This window comes from Rhodopseudomonas sp. P1 (assembly GCF_039642825.1).
GTDB classification, from domain to species: Bacteria; Pseudomonadota; Alphaproteobacteria; order Rhizobiales; family Xanthobacteraceae; genus Rhodopseudomonas; species Rhodopseudomonas palustris_H.
Window position 1 is genome coordinate 1,544,065 of the sequence record NZ_CP088006.1, and the last position, 21,656, is coordinate 1,565,720.

Sequence of the window (21,656 nt, forward strand, 5' to 3'; positions counted from 1 at the left end):
ACTTGCCGCTCACTCCATCTCCTTCATCACCTGCGCATAGGTCAGCAATGCGAACAGCGCGGTGCCGCCGATGACGTTGCCGATCAGAACCGGCGCAATGAAATCGCCGAACACCTGGGCGATACTGACTGAGCCGTCCAACATCAGCATGAACGCCTCCATGCTGCCGGCGACGATGTGCATGAAGCCGCCGGCCGAGATCAGCCAGGTCATCACCACGATGATCCAGACCTGACTGCCTTCCGCGCTCGGCAGCAGCCACACCATCGCGGCGATCAGGAAGCCGGCAGCGATCGCCTTCATCATCGCGGCGAACCAGCCGTATTCGACCACATGGCGGCTGATCTCCAGCATCTCGTGCTTCAACTCCGGCGTGATCGCCGGCGTGAAGCTGCAGAACGCCGCAGCGAACAACGTGCCGGCGAAATTCGCCAGCAGCACCACGGCCCATAGCCGGGCTGCGCAGCCGAAATTACGCAGCGACCAGTTCGCCATCACCGGCAGCACCACCGTGATGGTGTTCTCGGTGAACAGCTGCTGACGCGCCAGCACCACCATCAGAAAGCCGATCGAATAGCCGAAGCTGGTCACCAGCGGCCGCCAGCCGGTTGGCTCGAGATGCTGCTGCAGTACCGCCTGCGCGAGCAGCGAGAAGCTGATCGACAGGCCGGCGGCGAGCCCCGACCACCACAGCGACACCACCGGCCGCGCCATTTCCTCTTCGCCGAGGCGGCGGACGATCTCGTAGATCACCGGTGTGCGCGGGCTCGAACGCGATTCGACGTCCTCGACCTCGCGCTCGGTGATCGCGGCGTGATTGTCCTGCGGATCGTCGGCCCGGCGCGACGAGGTGGAGGCTGGGTGGTGCTGCGCTGACGCCATCGACGGTCCTTGGCCGCAAAGGCGCGCAAGCCGGATCGCTCGCCGCCTTTCTGCAAACCGCAGATCAAGTACGGCGCCGGATGGAAGTTCCAGCCGATCAGCGTGGACGTTCGCGACCGCTACTGCGGGGCGTCGATGATCAGGATGTCCAGGTCGCGGCTCGGCTTGAAGTTGGTCTTGCGCACTTCAAACCGGGTGGGGCCGGTTTTGACCACGCCGGTCTCGCAGAAACTGACCAGCGAGTTCGGCTTGCCTTTGTCGATCGTCAGATGGAAATCGCCGATCGGCTTCGCCCAATTGGCGCCGGTGGTCAGGACGTAGGAGACGCGCTGCTCCGGCGGCGGCTGGTTGCCGTTCTTCCGCGTCATCGCTGCGACCGCCTGGACGAACGAAGGCTCGGCGCAGAACTTGCGCGTGTAGTTGGCTCGCTCCTCTGCCGTCGAATATGGGCCCGTGATGCCGGTCTGCACGCTGCCGCCGACGCTCGGGGTGTAGCTGTGCTCGACCACCACCTCGCGGCCGGCCGGGAAGGTCTGATCCCAGTAATAGGTCGCCCGCAGCCGCCAGTTCGGCGCGAGGTGATGTTCCATGCCTTTGCCGGCGTCGAAATCGTCGGGCCGGACGATCTCGTCCTTGAGCAGTTGCTGCTGCGCCTGCGCCGGCAGCGCTTCCAGCGCGGTCTGGGTCGCTTTCGCCCGCGGCTGCAGCGGCACGCCGAGTGCTTGCAGCCGGGCGGTGACGTCGGTCTTGCCGACCAGCGCCTTCTGTTCGAGCTGGGCCGCAACGTCGCGGCCATCGACCTTGGTGCGGAAGTTCAGGAAGTTGTCGGCTTCGTTGTTCGGCACGTCGATATTATTGGCGTCCGAATAGTCGATCTCCGGCATCGGAAACGCCACGGTGACGTGCTGATCGGTGCCGGAGCGATTGAGGAAGCGGTAGCGAACTTCGATCCGCTCGCGCGAGATCGACAGATCCTCCGACAGCATCTCGATATCGGCGTTGGTGCGGAATTCGAGCCCGCCGGTCGTCAGGGCTGCGGTGGTATCATTGGCTCGCGCCGGCAGGCAGTACGTCATCAGCGCAGCCACAACGGCTGCTGCGGACGGAGCGATTGTTCGATGCACGGTATCCCCCAACGCCAAGGCTTTGCCGCGAACGGAGCGCGGCGCTTGATCCAAATGTGCCAGAGCGCACAACCGGATCAAGCTTGGCGTGACGGGAGGTCCGTCATCAGTTCTGTGCCGGCGCCCAGCTCGGAAACGGATCGGGCAACTGCCGCCACGCATCCGGCGTGAACTCCGCATCCTCGCCGACGAGACACAGATCGAGCTGGCGACGCAGCGCTGTCTCGTCCATCTCGCCGGTGCCGATGAACACGATTTCCTGGCGGCGGTCGCCCCACACCGGATCGAAGTACGGCTTCATCGCCTCGTGCCAGTCGTTGCTATCCGGCCAATGCGTCTTCGGCACCGCCGACCACCATAGCCCACGCTTGGAAGTCCGCACCATCGCGCCGGCTTGTGCGATTTCGCCGACATGCTGCGGTCGTGTCGCCAGCCAGAAGAAGCCCTTGGCGCGGATCACGCCCGGCCAGCTCCGGTTGCAGAACGACTGAAACCGCAGCGGATGAAACGGCCGCCGCGCGCGGTAAACGAACGAGCGAATGCCGTATTCTTCGGTCTCCGGCACGTGGTCGGCGAAGCCATTCAGCTCCTTGAACCACAGCGGATGCTGATGCGCGCGCTCGAAATCGAACAGCCCGGTGTGCAATACCGACGACAGCGGCACGTCGCCGAAATCGGCCTCGATGATCTTGGCATCCGAGTTCAGCGCCCGCACGATTGATCGCGCGGTTTCGCGCCGGCTCGGTGAGGTCGCCGAGACCTTGTTGAGCACGACGACGTCGGCGAATTCGATCTGCTCGACCAGCAGGTCGACCAGGGTGCGCTCGTCGTCCGCGCCGGCGACTTCGCCGCGGTCGCGCAGGAATTCCTGGCTGGAGTAGTTCGCCAATAGGCTTGCGGTATCGACCACCGTCACCATCGTGTCCAGCCGCGCGATGTCCGACAGGCTGGCGCCGTTCTCGTCGCGGAATTCGAACGTCGCGGCGATCGGCAGCGGCTCGGCGATCCCTGTTGATTCGATCACCAGACCGTCGAACCGGCCGCTTTCGGCGAGTCTACGCACTTCCTGCAGGAGGTCCTCGCGCAGTGTGCAGCAGATGCAGCCGTTGGTCATCTCGACCAGCGTTTCCTCCGATCGCGTCAGCCCGCCATCCTGCCGCACCAGCTCGGCGTCGATGTTCACCTCGCTCATGTCGTTGACGATCACCGCCAGCCGCCGCCCCTCGCGGTTGGCCAGCATCCGGTTGAGCAGGGTGGTTTTGCCGGCACCGAGAAAGCCGGACAGCACTGTGACCGGGAGCAGGGGGTGATCCATGACGAGGAAAGCCTTCGTTGCAGGTACTGGAGGGTTATAAACGTAACGTTATAACATTACATATAGCGGGGGCAAGCGGCCGCGGTTCGGCTTGGACGGACGCCGTTCAATTGATCGTGCGCAGGCGGTGGCGACCTGAAGCTAGCCTGCGATCGGTGTCGCTTTCGTGCGGGCTCGCATTGGGCTGCGCGCCCGGCGGCCATTGAGAGGCCGTTGGTTCTGCAGTAAGGCTTGTTGATGGTCGCTTTGCTTCGGCGCGCCTCTCACTGAAGCCTGTTTTCGGCCGCCGGCGCGCCTTTCCGGCGACGGACATTTTCACGGAACAGTTCAATGCCTGCTTATCGCTCGAGAACGACGACCCACGGCCGCAACATGGCCGGCGCGCGCGGCCTGTGGCGCGCCACCGGTATGAAGGATTCCGATTTCGGCAAGCCGATCATCGCGGTGGTCAATTCGTTCACCCAGTTTGTGCCCGGCCACGTCCATCTCAAGGACCTCGGCCAGCTCGTTGCGCGTGAGATCGAAGCGGCCGGCGGCGTCGCCAAGGAGTTCAACACCATCGCGGTCGACGACGGCATCGCGATGGGCCACGACGGCATGCTGTATTCGCTGCCGTCGCGTGAACTGATCGCCGACAGCGTCGAGTACATGGTCAATGCGCATTGCGCCGACGCGATGGTGTGCATCTCCAACTGCGACAAGATCACGCCCGGCATGCTGATGGCGGCGATGCGGCTCAATATCCCAGCCGTGTTCGTCTCCGGTGGTCCGATGGAAGCCGGCAAGGTGGTGCTGAAGGGCAAGACCCACGCGGTCGATCTGATCGACGCGATGGTGGCTGCCGCCGACAGCGCGATGAGCGACGAAGACGTGCAGACCATGGAGCGCTCGGCGTGCCCGACCTGCGGCTCGTGCTCGGGGATGTTCACCGCCAATTCGATGAACTGTCTCACCGAAGCGCTCGGCCTGTCGCTGCCTGGCAACGGCTCGGTGCTCGCCACCCACGCCGACCGCAAGCGGCTGTTCGTCGAGGCCGGCCACACCATCGTCGATCTGGCGCGGCGTTACTACGAGCGCGACGACGCTTCGGTGCTGCCGCGCAATATCGCGAACTTCAAGGCGTTCGAGAACGCGATGACGCTCGACATCGCGATGGGCGGTTCGACCAACACCGTGCTGCATCTGCTCGCTGCCGCGCGCGAGGCCGAACTCGATTTCTCGATGAAGGATATCGACCGGCTGTCGCGCCGGGTGCCGTGCCTCAGCAAGATCGCGCCGTCGGTGTCCGACGTGCACATGGAAGACGTGCATCGCGCCGGCGGCATCATGGCGATCCTCGGTGAGCTCGATCGCGCCGGTCTGCTCGATACTTCCTGCGGCACCGTACATTCCGAAACGCTCGGCGCAGCCCTGGCGCGGTGGGACATCCGCCAGAGCAACAGCGAGAGCGTCCGCACCTTCTTCCGTGCGGCGCCGGGCGGCGTGCCGTCGCAGACCGCGTTCAGCCAGGACCGTCGCTACGACGAGCTCGATCTCGACCGTGAGAAGGGCGTGATCCGCGACGCCGCGCATGCGTTCAGCAAGGACGGCGGTCTCGCCGTGCTGTACGGCAACATCGCGCAGGACGGCTGCATCGTAAAGACCGCCGGCGTCGACGCCTCGATCCTGACCTTCTCCGGCCCGGTGAAGGTGTTCGAAAGCCAGGACGACGCAGTGTCGGCGATCCTGACCAATAAAATCGTCGCCGGCGATGTCGTGGTGATCCGCTACGAAGGTCCGCGTGGTGGTCCGGGCATGCAGGAGATGCTGTATCCGACCAGCTACTTGAAGTCGAAGGGCCTCGGCAAAGCCTGTGCGCTGATCACCGACGGCCGGTTCTCCGGCGGCACCTCGGGCCTCTCGATCGGCCACGTCTCGCCGGAAGCGGCGGAAGGCGGCCTGATCGGTCTGGTGCGCGACGGCGACCGGATCTCGATCGACATTCCGAACCGCACCATCAGCCTCGACGTCTCCGAGGCCGAACTCGCCAAGCGCGGCGAGGAAGAGCGGGCGCGCGGCGAGGCGGCGTGGACGCCGAAGGACCGCAAGCGCAACGTCTCGGCGGCGCTGCAGGCCTACGCGATGCTGACCACCAGCGCCGCCAACGGCGCGGTGCGCGATGTGAAGCGCCGGTTCGGTAAGTCGAACTAGCGGCTGACTTACGGCTGGGCAGTTCTGTGTTCATGAACTCAGAACTGCCCACGACCGCTCTCAATACAACGACATTCTCGGGGCGAGGACGCATTGCATGTAGCAATGATGCTGTGCCTCAGCCCGACCGCCGCAGCACGGCGGGCCGCTGCCGCGCCGTACGATACGCGGCGACCGCTTCGCCGAAGGCGAGAAACAGCGCGCGGTTGATCGGATTGACCTGCGGATCATATTCGGCGTGCCATTGCACGCCGAGCGCGAAGCCAGGCGCATCGGCGATGCGGATCGCCTCGATGGTGCCGTCTTCGGCGACGCCTTCGATCACAATGCGCGGGCCGGGCTCGAGAATGCCCTGGCCGTGCAGCGAATTGACCCGGATCAGATCACGGCCGAACAGCCGCGCGAACACGCCGCCTGCTGTGAGCTGGACGTCGTGGCGATCGGCGAACACCACGGTCGGATCGGGATGGATCTCGCCGTTCTCCAGCCGCGGCATTCGGTGGTTCATCCGCCCCGGCAGATCGCGGATCTCCGGATGCAGCGAGCCGCCATAGGCGACGTTCATCTCCTGAAAGCCGCGGCAGATCCCGAACAGCGGCACCCCGCGCTCGACACAGGTGCGCACCAGCGCCAGCGCCAGCTCGTCGCGCGGCTGGTCGTAGGGCTCGTGGCGGGGATTGGGCTCGGTCTTGAAGTAGGTCGGATGCACATTGGCCCGGCCGCCGGTCAGCAGGATGCCGTCGACCACCGCGAGCAGGTCCTCGATCTGGGCGAACTCGGACGAGCCGCCGAACATCAGCGGCAGCGCACCGGCCACCTCGGCCACCGCGCGCAGGTTGCGCTCGCCCACATGCTGGACGGCAAACCGATTATCGACGAGATGGGCGTTGCCGATCACGCCGACCACCGCTCTGCCAGTCATCCTGTTCCTCCCAGACAACCCTCGGACCATACAGCCAAAACGACGAAAATCGAGCCCGACGATGCTGCCTTAATTGGTTGCCAGCTCTGCACTGGCGATCCGTCTGATCAGCCGGTAGAAGCTGGCGCCAATCAGCCGAGTTCGTGCGGCGTCCGAGCCGGCACGGGCTTGTATTTTCCCGAGGATCGCCCGCAGCCATGTGCCTCGCTTCATGTCGATGACCGTCCTTGCCGGCAGGGCCGCCCGATGAGCGTGGTCTCGCGCCCGGATACGCCCGCTGTTGCAGGCCCCACCTCCGCGGCGCCGGCGGCGTCCGCTCCGTGGCGACTGCCTGCCGTGGTGCGCAATTTCGTGCGCAACCGGGAAATCGGTCTGGTGTTGGTCGCGGTGGTAATCGGGCTGTTGTCGGGCCTGTTAGTGGCGATCATCTGGCGCCTGAGCGAATTCGCTCATGCGGTGCTGTTCAATATCCCATTCGATACACGGCTCAGCGCCAACGGCGTGATCTCCTGGCAGCGCACCCTGTTGGTGCCGCTCGGCGGCGCCATTATCTTGACCCTCATCGGCCTGTTTTACGCTGGCCGGTTCAAGGGCCGGCTCGCCGACGCGATCGAAGCCAACGCGCTGTATGGCGGACGGGTGTCGATGCGCGGCAGCCTGCTGATCTCGCTGCAAACGCTGCTGTCGAATGGCTGTGGCGCTTCGGTCGGCCTGGAAGCGGGCTACACTCAGATCTGCGCCGCGTTCAGCTCGCAGATCGGCCAGCGGCTCGCCGCCCGGCGCGCCGACATGCGGCTGCTGGTGGCTTGCGGCGCCGCCGGCGCGATCAGTGCGGCGTTCACCGCGCCGCTCGCCGGTGCGTTCTTCGCTTTCGAGGTCGTGCTCGGGGCCTATACGTCGGCGAGCCTGGTGCCGGTGATCGCCAGCGCGGTGTCGTCGTGGCTGGTGATGCGCAATCTGGTGCACCCGTCGTTCCTGCAGATTCCCGGCGTGCCGACGCCGGCCTCGGTCGAGATGATCGGCCAGACCATGTTGCTCGGCGTGCTGTGCGCGTTCTTCAGCATCCTGGTGATGCTGGCGGTGGCGTTCTCGGAGCGGGTATTTCAGCGCATCAGCATCTGGCGTGGCGCGCTGCGGTTGGTGATTGGCGCGCTGCTGCTCAGCGGGCTGGCGCTACTCAGCCCGACCGTGCTCGGCTCGGGCCATGGCGCGATGCAGCTTTTGCTGATCACCAACCCGACCTGGCTGATGCTGCTGACGACGCTGATCCTGAAGACGCTGGCGTCGGCGATTTCGCTCGGCGCCGGCTTCCGCGGCGGCCTGTTCTTCGCCTCGCTGATGCTCGGCTCGCTGATCGGCCAGCTCTACAGCACCGTGCTTACGCCGTACTTCCCGGACATCGCGCTGCAGCCCGGCACGGCGGCGGTCGCCGGCATGGTGGCGCTCGGGACCGGCGTGATCGGCGCGCCGTTCAGCATGATCTGTCTGGCGCTCGAACTGACCGGCGACTTCTGGGTGACGATCGGCGCGGTGGTGGCGGCATCGATGAGCGCGCTGATCGTGCGCGAGCTGTTCGGCTACAGCTTCGCCACGTGGCGCTTCCATCTGCGCGGCGAGACCATCCGCGGGCCGCAGGACATCGGCTGGGTCAAGCAGATCAGCGCCGCCACGCTGATGCGGACGGATTTCCCGACCGCGCCGGCCGACCTGCCGATCGTCGAGGCGCAGAAGCTGTTCCCGCCCGGCCGCGTCAAGCAGATCGTGCTGCGGCATGTCGACGGCAGCTACGCCGGCATCGTCAACTCGGCCGAACTGCACGGCGTTGCCGATCCGGGAGAGGCGCTGCTGGAGACCCTGGCGCAGCAGCGCGATCAGTTCCTGCTGCCGCAAGTGACGGTGCGGGACATTCTTGCGGCATTCGATCGCACCGAGGCCGACGTGCTGGTGGTGATCGACAACGCCGAGGATCGCCGCGCGATCGGCACCGTCAGCGAGGCGCACGTGCTGCGGACCTATTCGACCGAGCTCGAGCGCCGTAATCAGGAAGTGTTCTTCCGCTGATGGCGGAGACCGTTCAGCCGGTCGCCGCCAGATCCGCCATGTAGGCGCGCCAGCCACCGAAATGCGAGATATCGCGGGCGCCTTCGATCGCCGCCGGCTCGGTGAGGAAGCCCTTCACCGCGGTGCCGTCGGCGAGCGTCAGCGTGCCGATCGACAGCGGCGATGGGATTGCCGCAACGAACGCGCCAAATGCGCCCGGCGACAGCGCCCACACTTCCACAGCGATCGCAGAACCACCACCGGGCGCCACGCGCAGCAGGCCAGGCTTCGGCGGCACGGTGCCTTTCAGCGCATAGAGTTTGTAGTCCGGTGCCGTGGCGGTGGCCGACAGCAGCCGGCCGCCGAGTGCGGTCAGTTCCCGGTTCAGCGGCATGCCGGACAGATGCGCTCCGACCACCGCGATTGCGATCTCCTCGGGCGCATCACCACCTGTGACTTTGGCTAGCGGTGGCTGGGAGTGGCTGCTGGCGCCGATCGGCAGCGCGGTGTCTGCATGGAAGACACGGCCGAGACTGGCAAGTTCGGCATCGCGCCCGGCAGGCGCCAGCAGGGTGATGCCGAACGGAATGCCGTCGCTGCGGATCGACGCCGGCAGCGCGAGGCCGCAGAGGTCGAGCAAATTGACGAAATTGGTGTAGGTGCCGAGCCGGCTGTTCAGCGTGATCGGATCGGCCAGCACCTGGTCGACTGTGTAGGCGGTTGGCGCGGTCGGCAGCACCAGCGCGTCGATGCCGGCGAAGCTGCGCTCGGTGATCTTGCGCAGTGCCTGCAGCCGGTAGAGCGCCGCGAAGGTGTCGGCGGCTGACAGCTTGGCGCCGGCGAGCGTGATCTGCCGTGTCACCGGATGCACCGCGTCCGGCTGGGTTTCGAGCAGCTCCCGAATGGTCAGATAGCGCTCAGCCACCCATGGCCCTTCGTAGAGCAGCCGGGCCGTCTCGTAGAGCGGCTCGACGTCGATCTCAATCAGCTCCGCGCCGAGCCGCCGCCAGCGCTCCAGCGCCTCCTCGTATCCCCCTGCCGCGAGGTCATCGCCGAAGAACTGCAACTGGCCTTTCTGCGGTATGCCGAGTCGGACCCGCGGCGGCATCGCCGTCACTGCCGCCACCGGCCGCTCGCGCGAGAACGGATCTTCAGCGTCCGGCGCCGTCATCACCCGCAGGGCGGTGATCGCGTCATCGGTAGTCAACGCGAACACCGAGACGCAGTCGAGCGTGCGGCAGGCCGGCACGACACCCGTGGTCGAGATCATTCCGAGGCTCGGCTTCAGCCCGACGATGTTGTTGAGCATCGCCGGCACTCGGCCGGAGCCCGCCGTATCGGTACCGAGCGACAGCGGCACCAGACCGGCACCGACCGCGACGGCCGAACCGGAGCTCGATCCGCCGGGCACGAGATCGCTGCGCATCGCGTTGCGCGGCACGCCATAGGGCGACCGCACACCGACCAGGCCGGTGGCGAACTGATCGAGATTGGTCTTGCCGATCACGATCGCACCGGCGGCGCGCAGCTTGGCGACCGCGGTGGCGTCGCGGGCTGGCTGATACGCAAATGCCGGGCAGGCGGCGGTGGTCGGCAGGCCGGCGACGTCGATATTGTCCTTCACCGCGACCGGCACGCCGTACAGCGGCAGCGATGGATCGCGCGCCGCCAGCGCAACCGCTTCGGCGATCGCGTCCGCCTCTTCCCGCAGGGCGATGAACAGCGCCGGGTCCGCATAGGCACGGATGCGCTGATAGCAGCGCGCGATCGTCTGCGCCGGGGTGGTGGTGCCGGCGCGATGCGCGGCGACGATTTCACTGATCGTTTCAAACTTGCTCATACCGACACCGCGTAAATTTCGTATTCGTCGCGCACCAGATCGATGTGATGGCGCATGGCCTTGGCAGCGCCGTCGCGGTCGCCGCGCAGGATCGCGATCACCACGCGGTCGTGCTCGGCGTGGGACTTCGCCAACCGTCCGAGATTGCGGAACTGAGCGCGGCGGAACGGCTGCACCCGCACCCGCGTCGCCAGGGTGATCTCGGCGATGTAGTCGTTATGCGCGCCGGCATAGATCGCGTTGTGAAAGTGCTCGTTGACGTCGTGGAAGCGTTCCGGATTGCCCTGCGAGCTGAGCATCCGCAGCTCCTCGTGGATCGTTTCCAGCGTCCGGCGCTCCAGCGGCGTCATCCGCTCGGCCGCAAAGCTCGCGCACATCGCTTCGAGTTCAGACATCGCTTCGAACATGCCGGTGAGCCGTTCGAACGACGGCTGCGCCACCACCGCGCCGTGATGCGGCCGCGACTCGACGAGGCCGCTGGCGACGAGCTGGCGTAGCGCCTCGCGCACCGGCGTGCGAGAGACCTTGAAGCGTTGCGCGATGTCGGTTTCGTCGAGCGCCGCGCCGGGTCGTAGCGTGCCGCGCACGATCTCGTCGGCAAGCTGGCGCCGCAGCTCCTCGGCGCGGGTGATCTTGATTGGAGGGGGAGCGGACCGCACGATCCGCGCATCCGGAGTGATTAATCCCGGCGGCGCGAGAGGCGACCTTGTTCGGCGTGAAGTCTGCGCATCATCGAAGCTCATGGCGACGCCCGCGGTTCGTCGATCATGCTGACATGCGCCGCGACGATGCGCCAGCCTTCGGCAAACCGTACCCAGGTCTGCATCTGACGTCCGACCTTTCCGGGCGCGTTGTCGCGGTAGAATAAGGTCGATGCGACCGCAGTGTCACGGCCGTAAGCCGTGATGATCGTTCGCGCGGTGGTACGCATCAGCCCGACCGGCGAGCGGGCGCCGCGGAACGCTTTGATCTCGTCGTAGCCATAGAGGTTCTCGCCGCCGCCATAGCGCAGCGTGCGCGGATCGTCGTGAAACAGCTCGTTGAGCGTGGCGACGTCGTTACTGACGAGCGCGGCCTCGTAGCGGGCGAAGGCATCGCCGACTTCGGCGACAACGTCGGGCAGATCGATATCCATGGTCAGAAATCCTTCGGTCGCGGCGCGCGGGCGACGCCGGCGCGCTCCAGCGCTGCGGCGACGCGCAGCGCGATGTCTTCGCGCCACGGCGCGGCGATGATCTGCACCCCGATCGGCAACGGCTCGAGCGGGATTGGGGCGGCTACCACCGGCAGGCCGATGAACGAGATCGGCTGAGTGTGAATGCCGACGTTGGCACGAACCGGCAGTTCGAATCCGTCGAGCGTGAAGGTGACTTGTCCGAGCTTGGGCGCCACGCAAGGCGTTGCCGGGGCGATGATGACGTCGACCTGCTCGAACAATTCGAGCACCCGGGCACGGTACCAGCGGCGGAATTTCTGCGCGCGGTCGACCAGCGGCGCCGGCACCATCGCGCCGGCGAGCAGCCGGTCGCGCACCGCGGGATCGAAGTCATTCGGCTGCTGCCGCAGCCGGTCGAGATGCAGCGAGGCGCCTTCGGTCGTGCTGATCACGTAAGCCGCGGCGCGGGCGCGGGCGGCTTCCGGCAGTTCGACCGAGCGGGTGATACCGAGCGCCTTGACCACGCGGTCGACAGCCTCGTGCGCTTCCGGAAACAGATTGGCCTCGAAGTAACCGCCGGCCTTTGCGATCCGCAGGCCGTCGATGCCCCCGCGAGCAGGCCGGAGACCGGCTCCGGTGCCCGCGTGGTGCAGGCGGCGTCGCCATCGTCCGGCCCCTGCATCGCGTCGTAAGCCAGCGCCAGATCGGCGACGCTGCGTGCCAGCGGGCCAAGATGGTCGAAGCTCGCCACGAACGGGAACGAACCGGTGCGCGGCAGCCGCCCATAGGTCGGCTTCAGACCGAAGATGCCGCACAGCGAGGAGGGGACGCGGATCGAGCCGTTGGTATCTGAGCCGAGCGCCAGCGGGACCTCGCCGCCGGCGACCGCCGCGCCCGATCCGCCCGAGGAGCCGCCGGTCATCCGGGTCGGATCGTGCGGATTGCGCGACGGGCCGTCGTGGATGTTCTCGCCGGTGAAGTCGTAGGCGTATTCGCCCATGTTGAGCGCGCCGATCAGCACGGCGCCTGCCGCTTCCAGCCGCTTGATCAGCGGCGCGTCGCTGGCGGCCGGGCTGCGGTCGCGGTTGATCTTGGAGCCGGCGCGGGTGGCGAGGCCGACGACATCGAACAGGTTCTTGACCGCGAACGGCACGCCAGCGAGCGGGCCGACGCTTTCGCCGCGCGCGATCGCGGCATCAATGTCTCGGGCGCGTGCGCGGGCCCGCTCGGCGACGACATCGGTGAAAGCGTTGAGGGTCGGATCGGCCTTGGTAATACGGCTGAGTGCGGCCTCGGTGGCGGCGAGCGCAGTGGTGGTCCGGTTCGCCACGGCTGCGGCGATCTCGGCGGCGGTCATCCAGTCAGTGGACATGGCGGGATCAATCTCAGGCACGGAACACGCTCGCAGGCTCGGTCTCGTCGGGAAGCGGAAACTCATCGACCATCCGCGCTAGCTTCAGCGAGACCTCGAGATTGGCCCGCACTGCCGGCTTCCAGGCGGGGTCGATGGTCAACCCCAGGGCGGAGCCAGCAGCGTCGATGTAGGAGTCGAGATCGAGTGACTTGTCGTTCAATGCGGTGTCCTCAGTAAGTACAGCATTCAAGTTCGTCATTCCGGGGCGCGCGTAGCGCGAACCCGGAATCCCGAGATGATAACAGGAGAGTCCGGGTTCGCTCGCTGGCGCGAGCGCCCCGGAATGACCATGGAGATTTGCGTGTCGCGTCATCACGTCACCGGCAGCGGCGGATGCGGGATCGCGGTGAGGAGTTCGCGGGTGTAGTCGTGCTTCGGGCTGCCGAGCACCTGCTCGGAGGTTCCCTGCTCGACAATCCGCCCGGCGCGCATCACGACGACGCGGTCGCACAGCAGCCGCACCACGTTGAGGTCGTGCGATACGAACAGGTAGCTCATCCCGAGCGTCTGCTTCAGGTCTTGCAGCAGGTTCAGCACCACCGCCTGCACCGAGACGTCGAGCGCAGCAGTCGGCTCGTCGAGGATCACCAGCTTGGGCCGCAGCGCGATGGCGCGGGCGATACCGACGCGCGCCTTCTGGCCGCCGGACAGCTGATGCGGAAACCGGTCGAGCAGATCGAGCGGCAGGCCGACCTGTTCGGCCAGTTCCTCGCAGCGTGCGCGCACTGCATCGCGGCCTTTGATCTCGCCGAGCTGCAGGATCGGATCGGCGATCGCGCGCGCCGCGGTGAAGCGCGGATTGAGACTGTCGGTCGGATCCTGAAACACCATCTGGATCGACTTGCGCAGCGGCAGCCGGGCGAACCGCTGCGGCAGGATGGTGCCGATCTCCTCGCCGTCGAACACGATGCGGCCCGAGGTCTGATCGAGCAGCCGCATCAGCATCATCGAGGTGGTCGACTTGCCGCAGCCGGACTCGCCGACCAACCCGACGCTTTCGCCATGGCCGATCTGAAAACTGATGCCGTCGACCGCGCGAAACACCTCCGGCTCCGGCGCCGGCCCGCGCGAGAACAGCCGGCTCAGCGTCGCAGTCGCACCCTGGCGCGGATATTCCTTCACCAGCTTTTCGACGAGGAGGAGGGGGGTGGCCTGCTCCCTCTCCCCGCTTGCGGGGAGAGGGGTGGGGTGAGGGGGCGTCTCCGCGAGGCCGAGCGCTCCGACTCGTGGAGACGCCCCCTCACCCGGATCATCGCTACGCACTGATCCGACCTCTCCCCGCGCGCGGGGAGAGGTTTGCGCTGTGCCGTGTTCGGCCGCACCGTCTTCGCCCTCCGGCAGCAGCTCCCGCAAACTCACCCCGAGCCGCGGCGTCGCGCGCATCAGCTTTTTGGTGTAGGGGTGCTGCGGATTGGCGAAGATATCGGCCGCCGAGGCGGTCTCGACCACGCGGCCCTTCTCCATCACCACCACCCGGTCGCAATAGGCGGCGGCGAGACCGAGGTCGTGGGTGATCAGGATCGTCGACAGCCCGCGGCTCTTGGTCAGTTCGACGATCAGGTCCATCACCGCCTTCTGGGTGGTGACGTCGAGGCCGGTGGTCGGCTCGTCGGCGATCAGCAGCTGCGGATTGCAGGCCAGCGCCAGCGCGATCACCACGCGCTGGCACATGCCGCCGGAGAGCTGGAACGGATAGGCGTGATAGCGCTCGCGCGGCCGCGCGATCTTCACCGCCTCCAGCGCCGCGATCGCCTTCTCGCCGCGATCGGTCGAGGTCGACTGTACGTGCTGGCGCAGCACGTCTTCGATCTGATCGCCGACTTTCCGGATCGGGTTGAGCGCGGCGCGGGGGTTCTGGAAGATCATCGAGATTTCGCGGCCACGCAGGTCACGCATCTGGTGCTCGCTGGCCGCCTTCAGATCCATGCCGCCGAACATCACCGAGCCTTCGGCGATCCGCCCGGCGCGATCGAGAATCCGCATCACCGCGTAGGAGGTCACCGACTTGCCGGAGCCGGACTCGCCGACGATCGCCAGCGTCTCGCCTTTGCCGACGCTGATATCGACATGCTGCACCGCCTTGACGATGCCGCGGCGGGTGACGAATTCGACCGTGAGGTCGCGGACGTCGAGCAGGGGCTGGGTGGTCATGACGGCATCTCCACGTGATGGCTGTCACCGCCGGGCTTGACCCGCCTGCGGGGCCGAAGCCCCTTCGGCGCGGCGAAGGCCCGGCGGTCCATCGCTCTTGGGAAGACGTTTTGCGAAGCGGGATGGATGGCCGGGTCGAGCCCGGCCATGACGGAGGCTTGTGGGGCGACGTGATCGGCCAACAGGTTCATGGCTCACGTCCTCCGCTGCGGGTCGAAGATGTCGCGCAGGCCGTCGCCGAGCAGGTTGAAGCAGAACACGGCGATCATCAGCGCGAGGCCGGGGAACAGTGCGATCCACCATTCGCCGGAGACCATGAACGACGCGCCCTCCGCGACCATGATGCCCCACTCGGCGGTCGGCGGACGGACCCCGAGGCCGATGAACGACAGGCCGGCGGCGTTGAGGATCGCGTAGCCCATCGTCAGCGACATCTGCACGATCATGATCGGCATGATGTTCGGCAGGATGTGCACCAGCAGGATGCGCATCTCGCTGTTGCCGGACAGCCGCGCCGCCATCACGAAGCCGGCTTCGCGGCGGACATTGGCCTCGGCGCGGGCGACCCGGGCATACAGCGGGAAGTTCACGATCGCGGTGGCGATGATGATGTTCTGCACCGTGTTGCCGAGCGCCGCCACGATGCCCATCGCCAGCACGAACAGCGGAAACGCCATGATGGTGTCGGCGATCCGGCCGACGATGCGGTCGGTCCAGCCGCCGAAGTAACCGGCGGCGACGCCGGCGAGGCCGCCCATCAGGAACACCAGCACCACCGAGGCGACGGCGATGAATAGGTCGAGCCGTGTCGCGACCACGACGCGGCTGAAGATGTCGCGGCCGAGCTGATCGGTGCCGAACCAGTGCGCTGCCGACGGGGCTTTGAGTGCCTGCGCGGTGTCGCTGGCGAGCGGATCGTAGGGGACGATGTACGGCCCGAACAATGCGGCGAACACGATCACCACCAATAGGCCGAACGCGAAGGCGGTGACGCGGTTGTCGCCGAGCACGTAGCGGGTGTGCTCGATGGTGTCCCGCAGTGCGGAGCGGCGCGCGGGCTTGGCGCTGGCGGAGGTTTTGCCGATCGGAGGGGCGACGCTGGTCATGGTCATGCTCCTAGCCTTCCAGCCGCACGCGTGGGTCGATCACGCCGTAGAGAATGTCGATTGTCAGATTGAGCAGCACGTACATCACCGCCATGGTGAGCACGAAGCCCTGAACCGGTGCGAAGTCGGATGCGATCAGCGCTTCGACCGCGTAGGAGCCGATGCCGGGCCAAGCGAACACCTTCTCGACCAGCACGTTGGCGCCGAGCAGGAACGAGAACACCATCGACAGCGTGGTGATCACCGGCAGCATCGCGTTGCGGAACGCGTAGGTCATCGTCACCTTGCGCGGCGACAGGCCGCTGGCGCGCGCGGTGCGGACGAAGTCCGAGGCCAGCACCGCCAGCATCGAGGCGCGGGTCATGCGGGCGATCGGTGCCAGCGAGAAGATCGCCAGGGTTGCTGCGGGGAGCAGAAGCTGACTCAGCGCCGACCGGAAGGTCTCGAAGTCGCGCGCGATCAGGCTGTCGATCAGATAGAAGCCGGTGACGGTCGGCGGTGCCGAGTAGAACACGTCGAGCCGGCCGAGCGGCGCCGGGGCCCAGCCGAGCTTGAAGTAGAACACGTAGACCAGCAGCAGGCCGGTGAAGAACACTGGCAGCGAGACGCCGGCGGTGGTGGTGACGCGGCAGAGGTGATCGATCCACGAACCCGGCCGGGTCGCTGCCATGATGCCGAGCGGGATCGCGATCACAATCGCCAGCGCGAGGCCGAGCAGGGTCAGTTCGGCGGAGGCGGGCAGGCGGTTCTTCAGTTCGGTGACGACGGGCTGGCCGGTGGTCAGCGACTCGCCGAGGTCACCGCGGACGAGATCGGTGGTGTAGCGGACGAACTGTTCAGGCAGCGATTTGTCGAGGCCGAGCTTGTGACGGATCTGCTCGATCGCCTCCTTGCTCGCCGCAGGACCGGCGAAATACGCCGCAGGATCGCCCGGCAGCGCGCGGGTCAGCAGGAAGGTGACGATCACCACGCCGATCAGGCTCGGGATCGCGAACATAAGGCGTTTGCCGATCAGGGTGAGCATTGGATCACAGCCTCACGAACATAGTCATTGCTGAAGTATCAGCGGGCCTGCTCCCCTTCCCCTTGCGGGGAGGGGACAGGGGTGGGGACCCCAGGCACAATGCCTGCTTCGCCTTCACCCCGGCCCTCTCCCGCAAGCGGGAGAGGGAGAAGAGCCTCAGCCCTTCACCATCGTCCGGTAGTCGAGACGGCGGTGGAACCAGTAGGCGAAGCCGGAGACGTTCTTCTGCATCGCGACGTTGAGGTAGGGCTGGTACAGCGGAACGCGCGGGATGTCGGTGAAGGCGAGGTCGACGAAGCCCTTGACGTCGCGATCGTAGGTCGCGGTGTCGCCGGTCGCGGCGGCGATGCGGGAGCTGTCGATCAGCTTATCCATCTCGGGCGAGTCGTAGCCCATGGTGTTGAAGATCGACTTGCCGGAGTGATAGCACCAGTAGAAGAAGTACTCCGGATAATCGAGCCAGCCCGAGAAGATGTTGACGTAGAGCGGCATCACCTTCTTGTTGAGCTCGGTACGCCAGTTGGCGCCGGGGATCTTGTTGATGGTGCAGCGGATGCCGATCTGCGCCAGGCTCTCTTGGATCAGGATGCACATCGGCTCGTTGACGCCGGCGAAGCCGAGGTCGAACGACAGCGTGGTGTCGAAACCGTTGGCGTAGCCGGCCTCGGCCATCAGCGCCTTCGCCTTGGCCATGTCGGTGTTGTACTTGGTCGGCTGCGGCCACTTCACTTCGGTCGCTTTGTCCGCGGCGGCGCCAAACATCGGGTTGGCGAGGCCGAACATCACCGCGTCGATGATCTTCTGATACGGCACCGCATAGGCCACCGCTTCGCGCACCTTCGGATTGTTGAACGGCGGCTGGGTGACGTTCATGCCGAGATACTGGATGCCGTTCGAGATCGGCAGCGACACCACGTTGACTTTGCCGTCGCGCTTCATCTCGGCGAAGTCCTGGTTCGGCAACTCGTAGGAGATGTCGGCGTCGCCGCGCTCCAGCAGCGCGCGGCGGTTGCCGGCCTGCGGCACCATGCGCCAGATCACGCGCTTGATCTTCGGCAGCGGGCCGCCGACCCACTTGTCGTTGCGCTCCATGATCACTTCGGTGCCGGCGGTCCACTTCACCACCCGATACGCGCCGGAGCCGGCTGTGTTCTGCTTGGTGTATTCGAGACCCCACGGATCCTTCTCGGTGGCGTTCTTCTTCACCAGCTCGGAGTTGACGACGCAGGGCACGATGACCGCGAGATCCGGGATCGTCAGCCGGTCCTTCTTGAGGAAGTCGACCCGCACGGTGTGGTCGTCGACCACCACGAACTGCTCGGGCTTGGTCAGCGAGCCGGCGCTCATCTGAAAGGTCGGGAAGCCGCCGACGCTGACCGAGCGATCGAGCGACCACTTCACGTCCTTGGCGGTGACCGGCGTGCCGTCCTGGAAAGTGGCGTTCTTCTTCAGCTTAAAGGTCGCCGACATGTCGCCGATCACCATGTCGTCGGCGAGCTCGCCCTTGAACTTGTCCTTGTCGTAGTAGGGAACGCCGCCGGGGCCTTCCTTCATTTCGTGGGTGATCAGCCGGTCGTAGCAATTCCATGACACCTCGTAGCCGGGCACGTTGGTGCCGACGCCGTGGATGTCGAGATTGTTCGGACCGCTTTCGGAGACGACCAGCAGAGTTTCCGATCGGGCGTCGGCTTTGGCTGCGGACCAGATTGCCGGTGCTGGCACCATCGCGCCGGCGGCGAGGGCTGTAGCGGACTTGAGGAAATCACGACGCTTCATATGCGGCTCCAAAAGCAACGAGGAAGTAGCTGATGGAACTGGTTCGCAAGCTTCGTGCCAGACGCTCAAATCTGCATAACCGTCTGAAAAGTCGCTGTATTTTTATAAATGGAGGTTGGGAGGGGGCGCCTCCGCTCCACCCAATTGCATACAATACGCAGAATTTGCACAAAGAATGTGCAGTCGTCGTGCGGTGGATCGATGGTGAGCGGGAGGGGCGCGCCGCACTCGCGCCGTCTGCGGAAGATTGGCCTTCGAAGGCGGCTGCGCGGCACTAGTCCGATGGTCGCTGAGGGGAGCGGCCAAAACAAAAGCGGCGGGGAAATCCCCGCCGCCTGCGTCGTCAGTGGCTCGAACGATCCGCCAGAGGCGATCAGTTGATCTTGGCGCTTTCGTTGCGGACCTGGGTGTACAGCACGCTGTCATTGGCCGGCTTGGCTTCGATCGCGGTGGTCGGGCGAACCACCGGACGGTGGCTGCGGTACACTTCGAAAGCGTACCAAGCGGCGACCACGGCGGCGATCAGCGCAACCTGGCTCGGCGGCAGGATCAGCGACAGCGCGATCAGCGCGGTGGCGACCGTGCCGGCCTTCACGACGCTCTCACCGTCGTGGAACATGGCGTTGAAGCGTTCCCAGTTCTCGCCCTTCCAGAACGGAGCGGAGAACCGGTCGAGCGCGAACCGCGTCCATGCGCCGGCGAAGCCGAGCTTGCGCGCCCACATCAGATACAGCGAGCCCGCAAAAGCGAGCAGTGAGACCAGCGCGCCGACCGGACCGGCGGCGTAACCGATGACCACGACCAGCGCGGCCGTGAATGCAATGATCCAGTATTGCATTGTGTGACCCTTTCACCCGCTTGGCGGGCGCCTTTCAGATTTGATTCGATGGCGGCGTTAGCCGGCGCATTATGGGCTGTTTTCCACAGCGGCGCCGCAAAAAATTGGCGCGTTAGTTATTCATCCGATTAGCACTTTGGTCAAAGGTAATTAGTTATGGCGCGCTCTGCGCCAGAAATGATCGCCGGGTGCGACAGCCTGCCGCGACCCGACGACCGTGCGCTGATTGTCGAGGATGATCTTACCGCAGAACGTCAGCGCGCGAGGCGACTTTCGGCTTCGGCGATCTTGGCGTTGCGGATGCGCTTGGCGTCGCGGCTGGCCATGAACGGCATGCCGAGCTTGCGCGCCTTCACCTGCACCGATGAACGTGCGCGCTTCAGGGCCGCTGCCGCGCGCACCGCCGATGCGCCGCTGGCAATCAGCTCCTTCAACCGCTCGACCTGTTCGTCGTCCCACGGTCTGCAAGCATTGCTCTTGGCGGACGTCGGCATCAGCAGCTCCTTTCGCTGTCGGACCCGCTCGCCGATGGCTAGCGCGCGGGCAGGGCATGTGAAGGTTCGTGCGCGAACTCTGCGGCTGGCGGGTCGGTTGTCGATGGTCGCAGCGCAGGTTCGGCGATCGGACTGGCCCGGACGCGATCAGCCCTCGTCGGGAGGCCGGGCGCAGTCGTTCGCGTCTCAATCGTTTGCAGCAGCGAAAGTTCCTGGTTGCGGCTCGCGGCACCTGTTACCGGCCCTGTCGCAAACCTGTCATCGGCGATCGATAGGGGAGGGCACGCAGCGGCGGCCTTGCCGCCCGAGGCTGCGCTCAGTCGAAAATGAGGAAGCCGATGAAACTGGTCCGGTTGATGACCGCGCTATGTGCGCTGTCCGCATTTGCTTCGCTGCAGCCGGCGAAGGCTGCGGATGTGATCTGCTACAATTGCCCGCCGCAGTGGGCCGATTGGGCAACGATGCTGAAGCAGGTCAAAGCCGATCTGGGCTACGACATCCCGTTCGACAACAAAAATTCCGGCCAGGCGCTGTCTCAGCTGATTGCCGAGAAGAGCAACCCGGTCGCCGACATCGGCTACTTCGGCGTCAATTTCGGCATGAAGGCGAAGGCGCTGGGCCTCACCCAGCCGTACAAGCCGGCAAAGTGGGACGAGGTCCCGGCCGGCCTGAAGGATCCCGAAGGCGAGTGGACCGCGATCCATTCCGGCACGCTCGGCCTGTTCGTCAACGTCGATGCGCTCGGCGGCAAGCCGGTTCCTGCGTGCTGGAAGGATCTCGAGAAGCCGGACTACAAGGGCATGGTCGGTTATCTCGATCCGCCCTCGGCGGCGGTCGGCTATGTCGGCGCGGTCGCGGTCAATCTCGCGCTCGGCGGCAGCGATCAGGATTTCTCGCCGGCGGTGTCGTTCTTCAAGAAGCTGCACGACAATGACGCGATCGTGCCGAAGCAGACCTCTTACGCCCGCGTGGTGTCGGGCGAGATTCCCATCCTGTTCGACTACGATTTCAACGCCTACCGCGCCAAGTACACCGAGAAGGGCAACTTCGCCTTCGTGATTCCGTGCGAAGGCTCGGTCGTGTTCCCCTATGTGGTCAGCCTGGTGAAGGGTGCGCCGGACACCGACAAGGCCAAGAAGGTGATGGACTATCTACTGTCCGACAAGGGCCAGGCGATTTGGACCAACGCATACTTGCGTCCGGCGCGGCCGATCGAATTGCCGCCCGAAGTCAAGGCCAAGTTCCTGCCGGACAGCGACTACGCGCGCGCCAAGAATGTCGATTGGGCCAAGATGGAAGCTGCCCAGAAGGCTTTCACCAATCGCTACCTCGCTGAAGTCCGCTGAGCCGGTCCCTCGTCCCGGCCGGTGACGGCCGGGACAGC

The 21,656-nt window shown here is 65.8% G+C and carries 18 protein-coding genes and 1 pseudogene; 3 read left to right on the forward strand and 16 right to left on the reverse strand.

Annotation, left to right across the window (positions count from 1 at the left end; genetic code table 11):
- Positions 1-9: 9 nt before the first annotated feature.
- The 3 genes from LRC39_RS07255 to LRC39_RS07265 form a co-directional block, all read right to left on the reverse strand.
- The gene (locus LRC39_RS07255) at positions 10-882 is read right to left on the reverse strand and encodes a formate/nitrite transporter family protein (RefSeq protein WP_346296802.1); all 873 of its coding nucleotides are present in this window, start codon (positions 880-882) and stop codon (positions 10-12) included.
- Positions 883-1,001: 119 nt separating this feature from the next.
- Positions 1,002-1,958, reverse strand: coding sequence for a DUF4424 domain-containing protein (locus tag LRC39_RS07260; RefSeq protein ID WP_346296803.1), 957 nt, complete (start codon positions 1,956-1,958; stop codon positions 1,002-1,004).
- Positions 1,959-2,112: 154 nt separating this feature from the next.
- Positions 2,113-3,321: a GTP-binding protein gene (locus LRC39_RS07265; RefSeq protein ID WP_346296804.1), complete on the reverse strand. Its 1,209-nt coding sequence runs from the start codon at positions 3,319-3,321 to the stop codon at positions 2,113-2,115.
- Between the two features lie 330 nt (positions 3,322-3,651).
- On the opposite strand from LRC39_RS07265, the gene ilvD reads away from it, so the two are divergent.
- Complete coding sequence (ilvD, locus tag LRC39_RS07270; RefSeq protein ID WP_107343493.1) at positions 3,652-5,511, forward strand: dihydroxy-acid dehydratase; 1,860 nt, start codon at positions 3,652-3,654, stop codon at positions 5,509-5,511.
- Between the two features lie 118 nt (positions 5,512-5,629).
- On the opposite strand, the gene LRC39_RS07275 is transcribed toward ilvD, so the two are convergent.
- The gene (locus LRC39_RS07275; protein WP_346296805.1) at positions 5,630-6,433 is read right to left on the reverse strand and encodes a gamma-glutamyl-gamma-aminobutyrate hydrolase family protein; all 804 of its coding nucleotides are present in this window, start codon (positions 6,431-6,433) and stop codon (positions 5,630-5,632) included.
- A 246-nt stretch (positions 6,434-6,679) separates the two neighbouring features.
- Between LRC39_RS07275 and LRC39_RS07280 the strand changes: the two genes are divergently transcribed.
- Complete coding sequence (locus LRC39_RS07280; protein ID WP_346296806.1) at positions 6,680-8,494, forward strand: chloride channel protein; 1,815 nt, start codon at positions 6,680-6,682, stop codon at positions 8,492-8,494.
- 13 nt (positions 8,495-8,507) lie between these two features.
- Here LRC39_RS07280 and atzF read toward each other — a convergent pair whose 3' ends face one another.
- The 12 genes and pseudogenes from atzF to LRC39_RS07340 all read right to left on the reverse strand — a co-directional run bounded on the left by atzF (position 8,508) and on the right by LRC39_RS07340 (position 20,272).
- Complete coding sequence (gene atzF / locus LRC39_RS07285; RefSeq protein WP_346296807.1) at positions 8,508-10,313, reverse strand: allophanate hydrolase; 1,806 nt, start codon at positions 10,311-10,313, stop codon at positions 8,508-8,510.
- Positions 10,310-11,056, reverse strand: coding sequence for a GntR family transcriptional regulator (locus LRC39_RS07290; RefSeq protein WP_346296808.1), 747 nt, complete (start codon positions 11,054-11,056; stop codon positions 10,310-10,312). The genes atzF and LRC39_RS07290 overlap by 4 nt, the downstream gene beginning before the upstream one ends.
- Positions 11,053-11,448, reverse strand: a complete 396-nt coding sequence (hpxZ, locus tag LRC39_RS07295; RefSeq protein ID WP_107354708.1) for an oxalurate catabolism protein HpxZ — start codon at positions 11,446-11,448, stop codon at positions 11,053-11,055. The genes LRC39_RS07290 and hpxZ overlap by 4 nt, the downstream gene beginning before the upstream one ends.
- Positions 11,449-11,450: 2 nt before the next feature.
- Positions 11,451-12,826, reverse strand: a pseudogene (locus LRC39_RS07300) (AtzE family amidohydrolase).
- A 28-nt stretch (positions 12,827-12,854) separates the two neighbouring features.
- Positions 12,855-13,043: a DUF4089 domain-containing protein gene (locus tag LRC39_RS07305; protein WP_346296809.1), complete on the reverse strand. Its 189-nt coding sequence runs from the start codon at positions 13,041-13,043 to the stop codon at positions 12,855-12,857.
- A gap of 152 nt (positions 13,044-13,195) precedes the next feature.
- Positions 13,196-15,034 (reverse strand): ABC transporter ATP-binding protein, encoded by a 1,839-nt coding sequence (locus LRC39_RS07310; RefSeq protein WP_346296810.1) that lies wholly within the window; start codon positions 15,032-15,034, stop codon positions 13,196-13,198.
- A complete protein-coding gene (locus LRC39_RS07315) occupies positions 15,031-15,225 on the reverse strand; it encodes a hypothetical protein (RefSeq protein WP_346296811.1) in 195 nt (64 codons plus the stop codon). Before LRC39_RS07315 ends, LRC39_RS07310 begins: the two co-directional genes overlap by 4 nt.
- Positions 15,226-15,228: 3 nt before the next feature.
- Positions 15,229-16,140 (reverse strand): ABC transporter permease, encoded by a 912-nt coding sequence (locus LRC39_RS07320; protein ID WP_107357431.1) that lies wholly within the window; start codon positions 16,138-16,140, stop codon positions 15,229-15,231.
- A gap of 10 nt (positions 16,141-16,150) precedes the next feature.
- Entirely contained in the window at positions 16,151-17,164 is a 1,014-nt protein-coding gene (locus tag LRC39_RS07325) for an ABC transporter permease (protein ID WP_346296812.1), read from the reverse strand.
- Positions 17,165-17,320: 156 nt separating this feature from the next.
- Positions 17,321-18,940: an ABC transporter substrate-binding protein gene (locus LRC39_RS07330; RefSeq protein ID WP_346296813.1), complete on the reverse strand. Its 1,620-nt coding sequence runs from the start codon at positions 18,938-18,940 to the stop codon at positions 17,321-17,323.
- Positions 18,941-19,313: 373 nt separating this feature from the next.
- Entirely contained in the window at positions 19,314-19,778 is a 465-nt protein-coding gene (locus tag LRC39_RS07335; RefSeq protein WP_011157035.1) for a hypothetical protein, read from the reverse strand.
- Positions 19,779-20,032: 254 nt separating this feature from the next.
- On the reverse strand, positions 20,033-20,272 hold the full coding sequence (locus LRC39_RS07340; RefSeq protein WP_011157036.1) for a hypothetical protein: 240 nt from the start codon (positions 20,270-20,272) through the stop codon (positions 20,033-20,035).
- A gap of 338 nt (positions 20,273-20,610) precedes the next feature.
- On the opposite strand from LRC39_RS07340, the gene LRC39_RS07345 reads away from it, so the two are divergent.
- Positions 20,611-21,618: an ABC transporter substrate-binding protein gene (locus LRC39_RS07345; RefSeq protein WP_346296814.1), complete on the forward strand. Its 1,008-nt coding sequence runs from the start codon at positions 20,611-20,613 to the stop codon at positions 21,616-21,618.
- Positions 21,619-21,656: the final 38 nt, after the last annotated feature.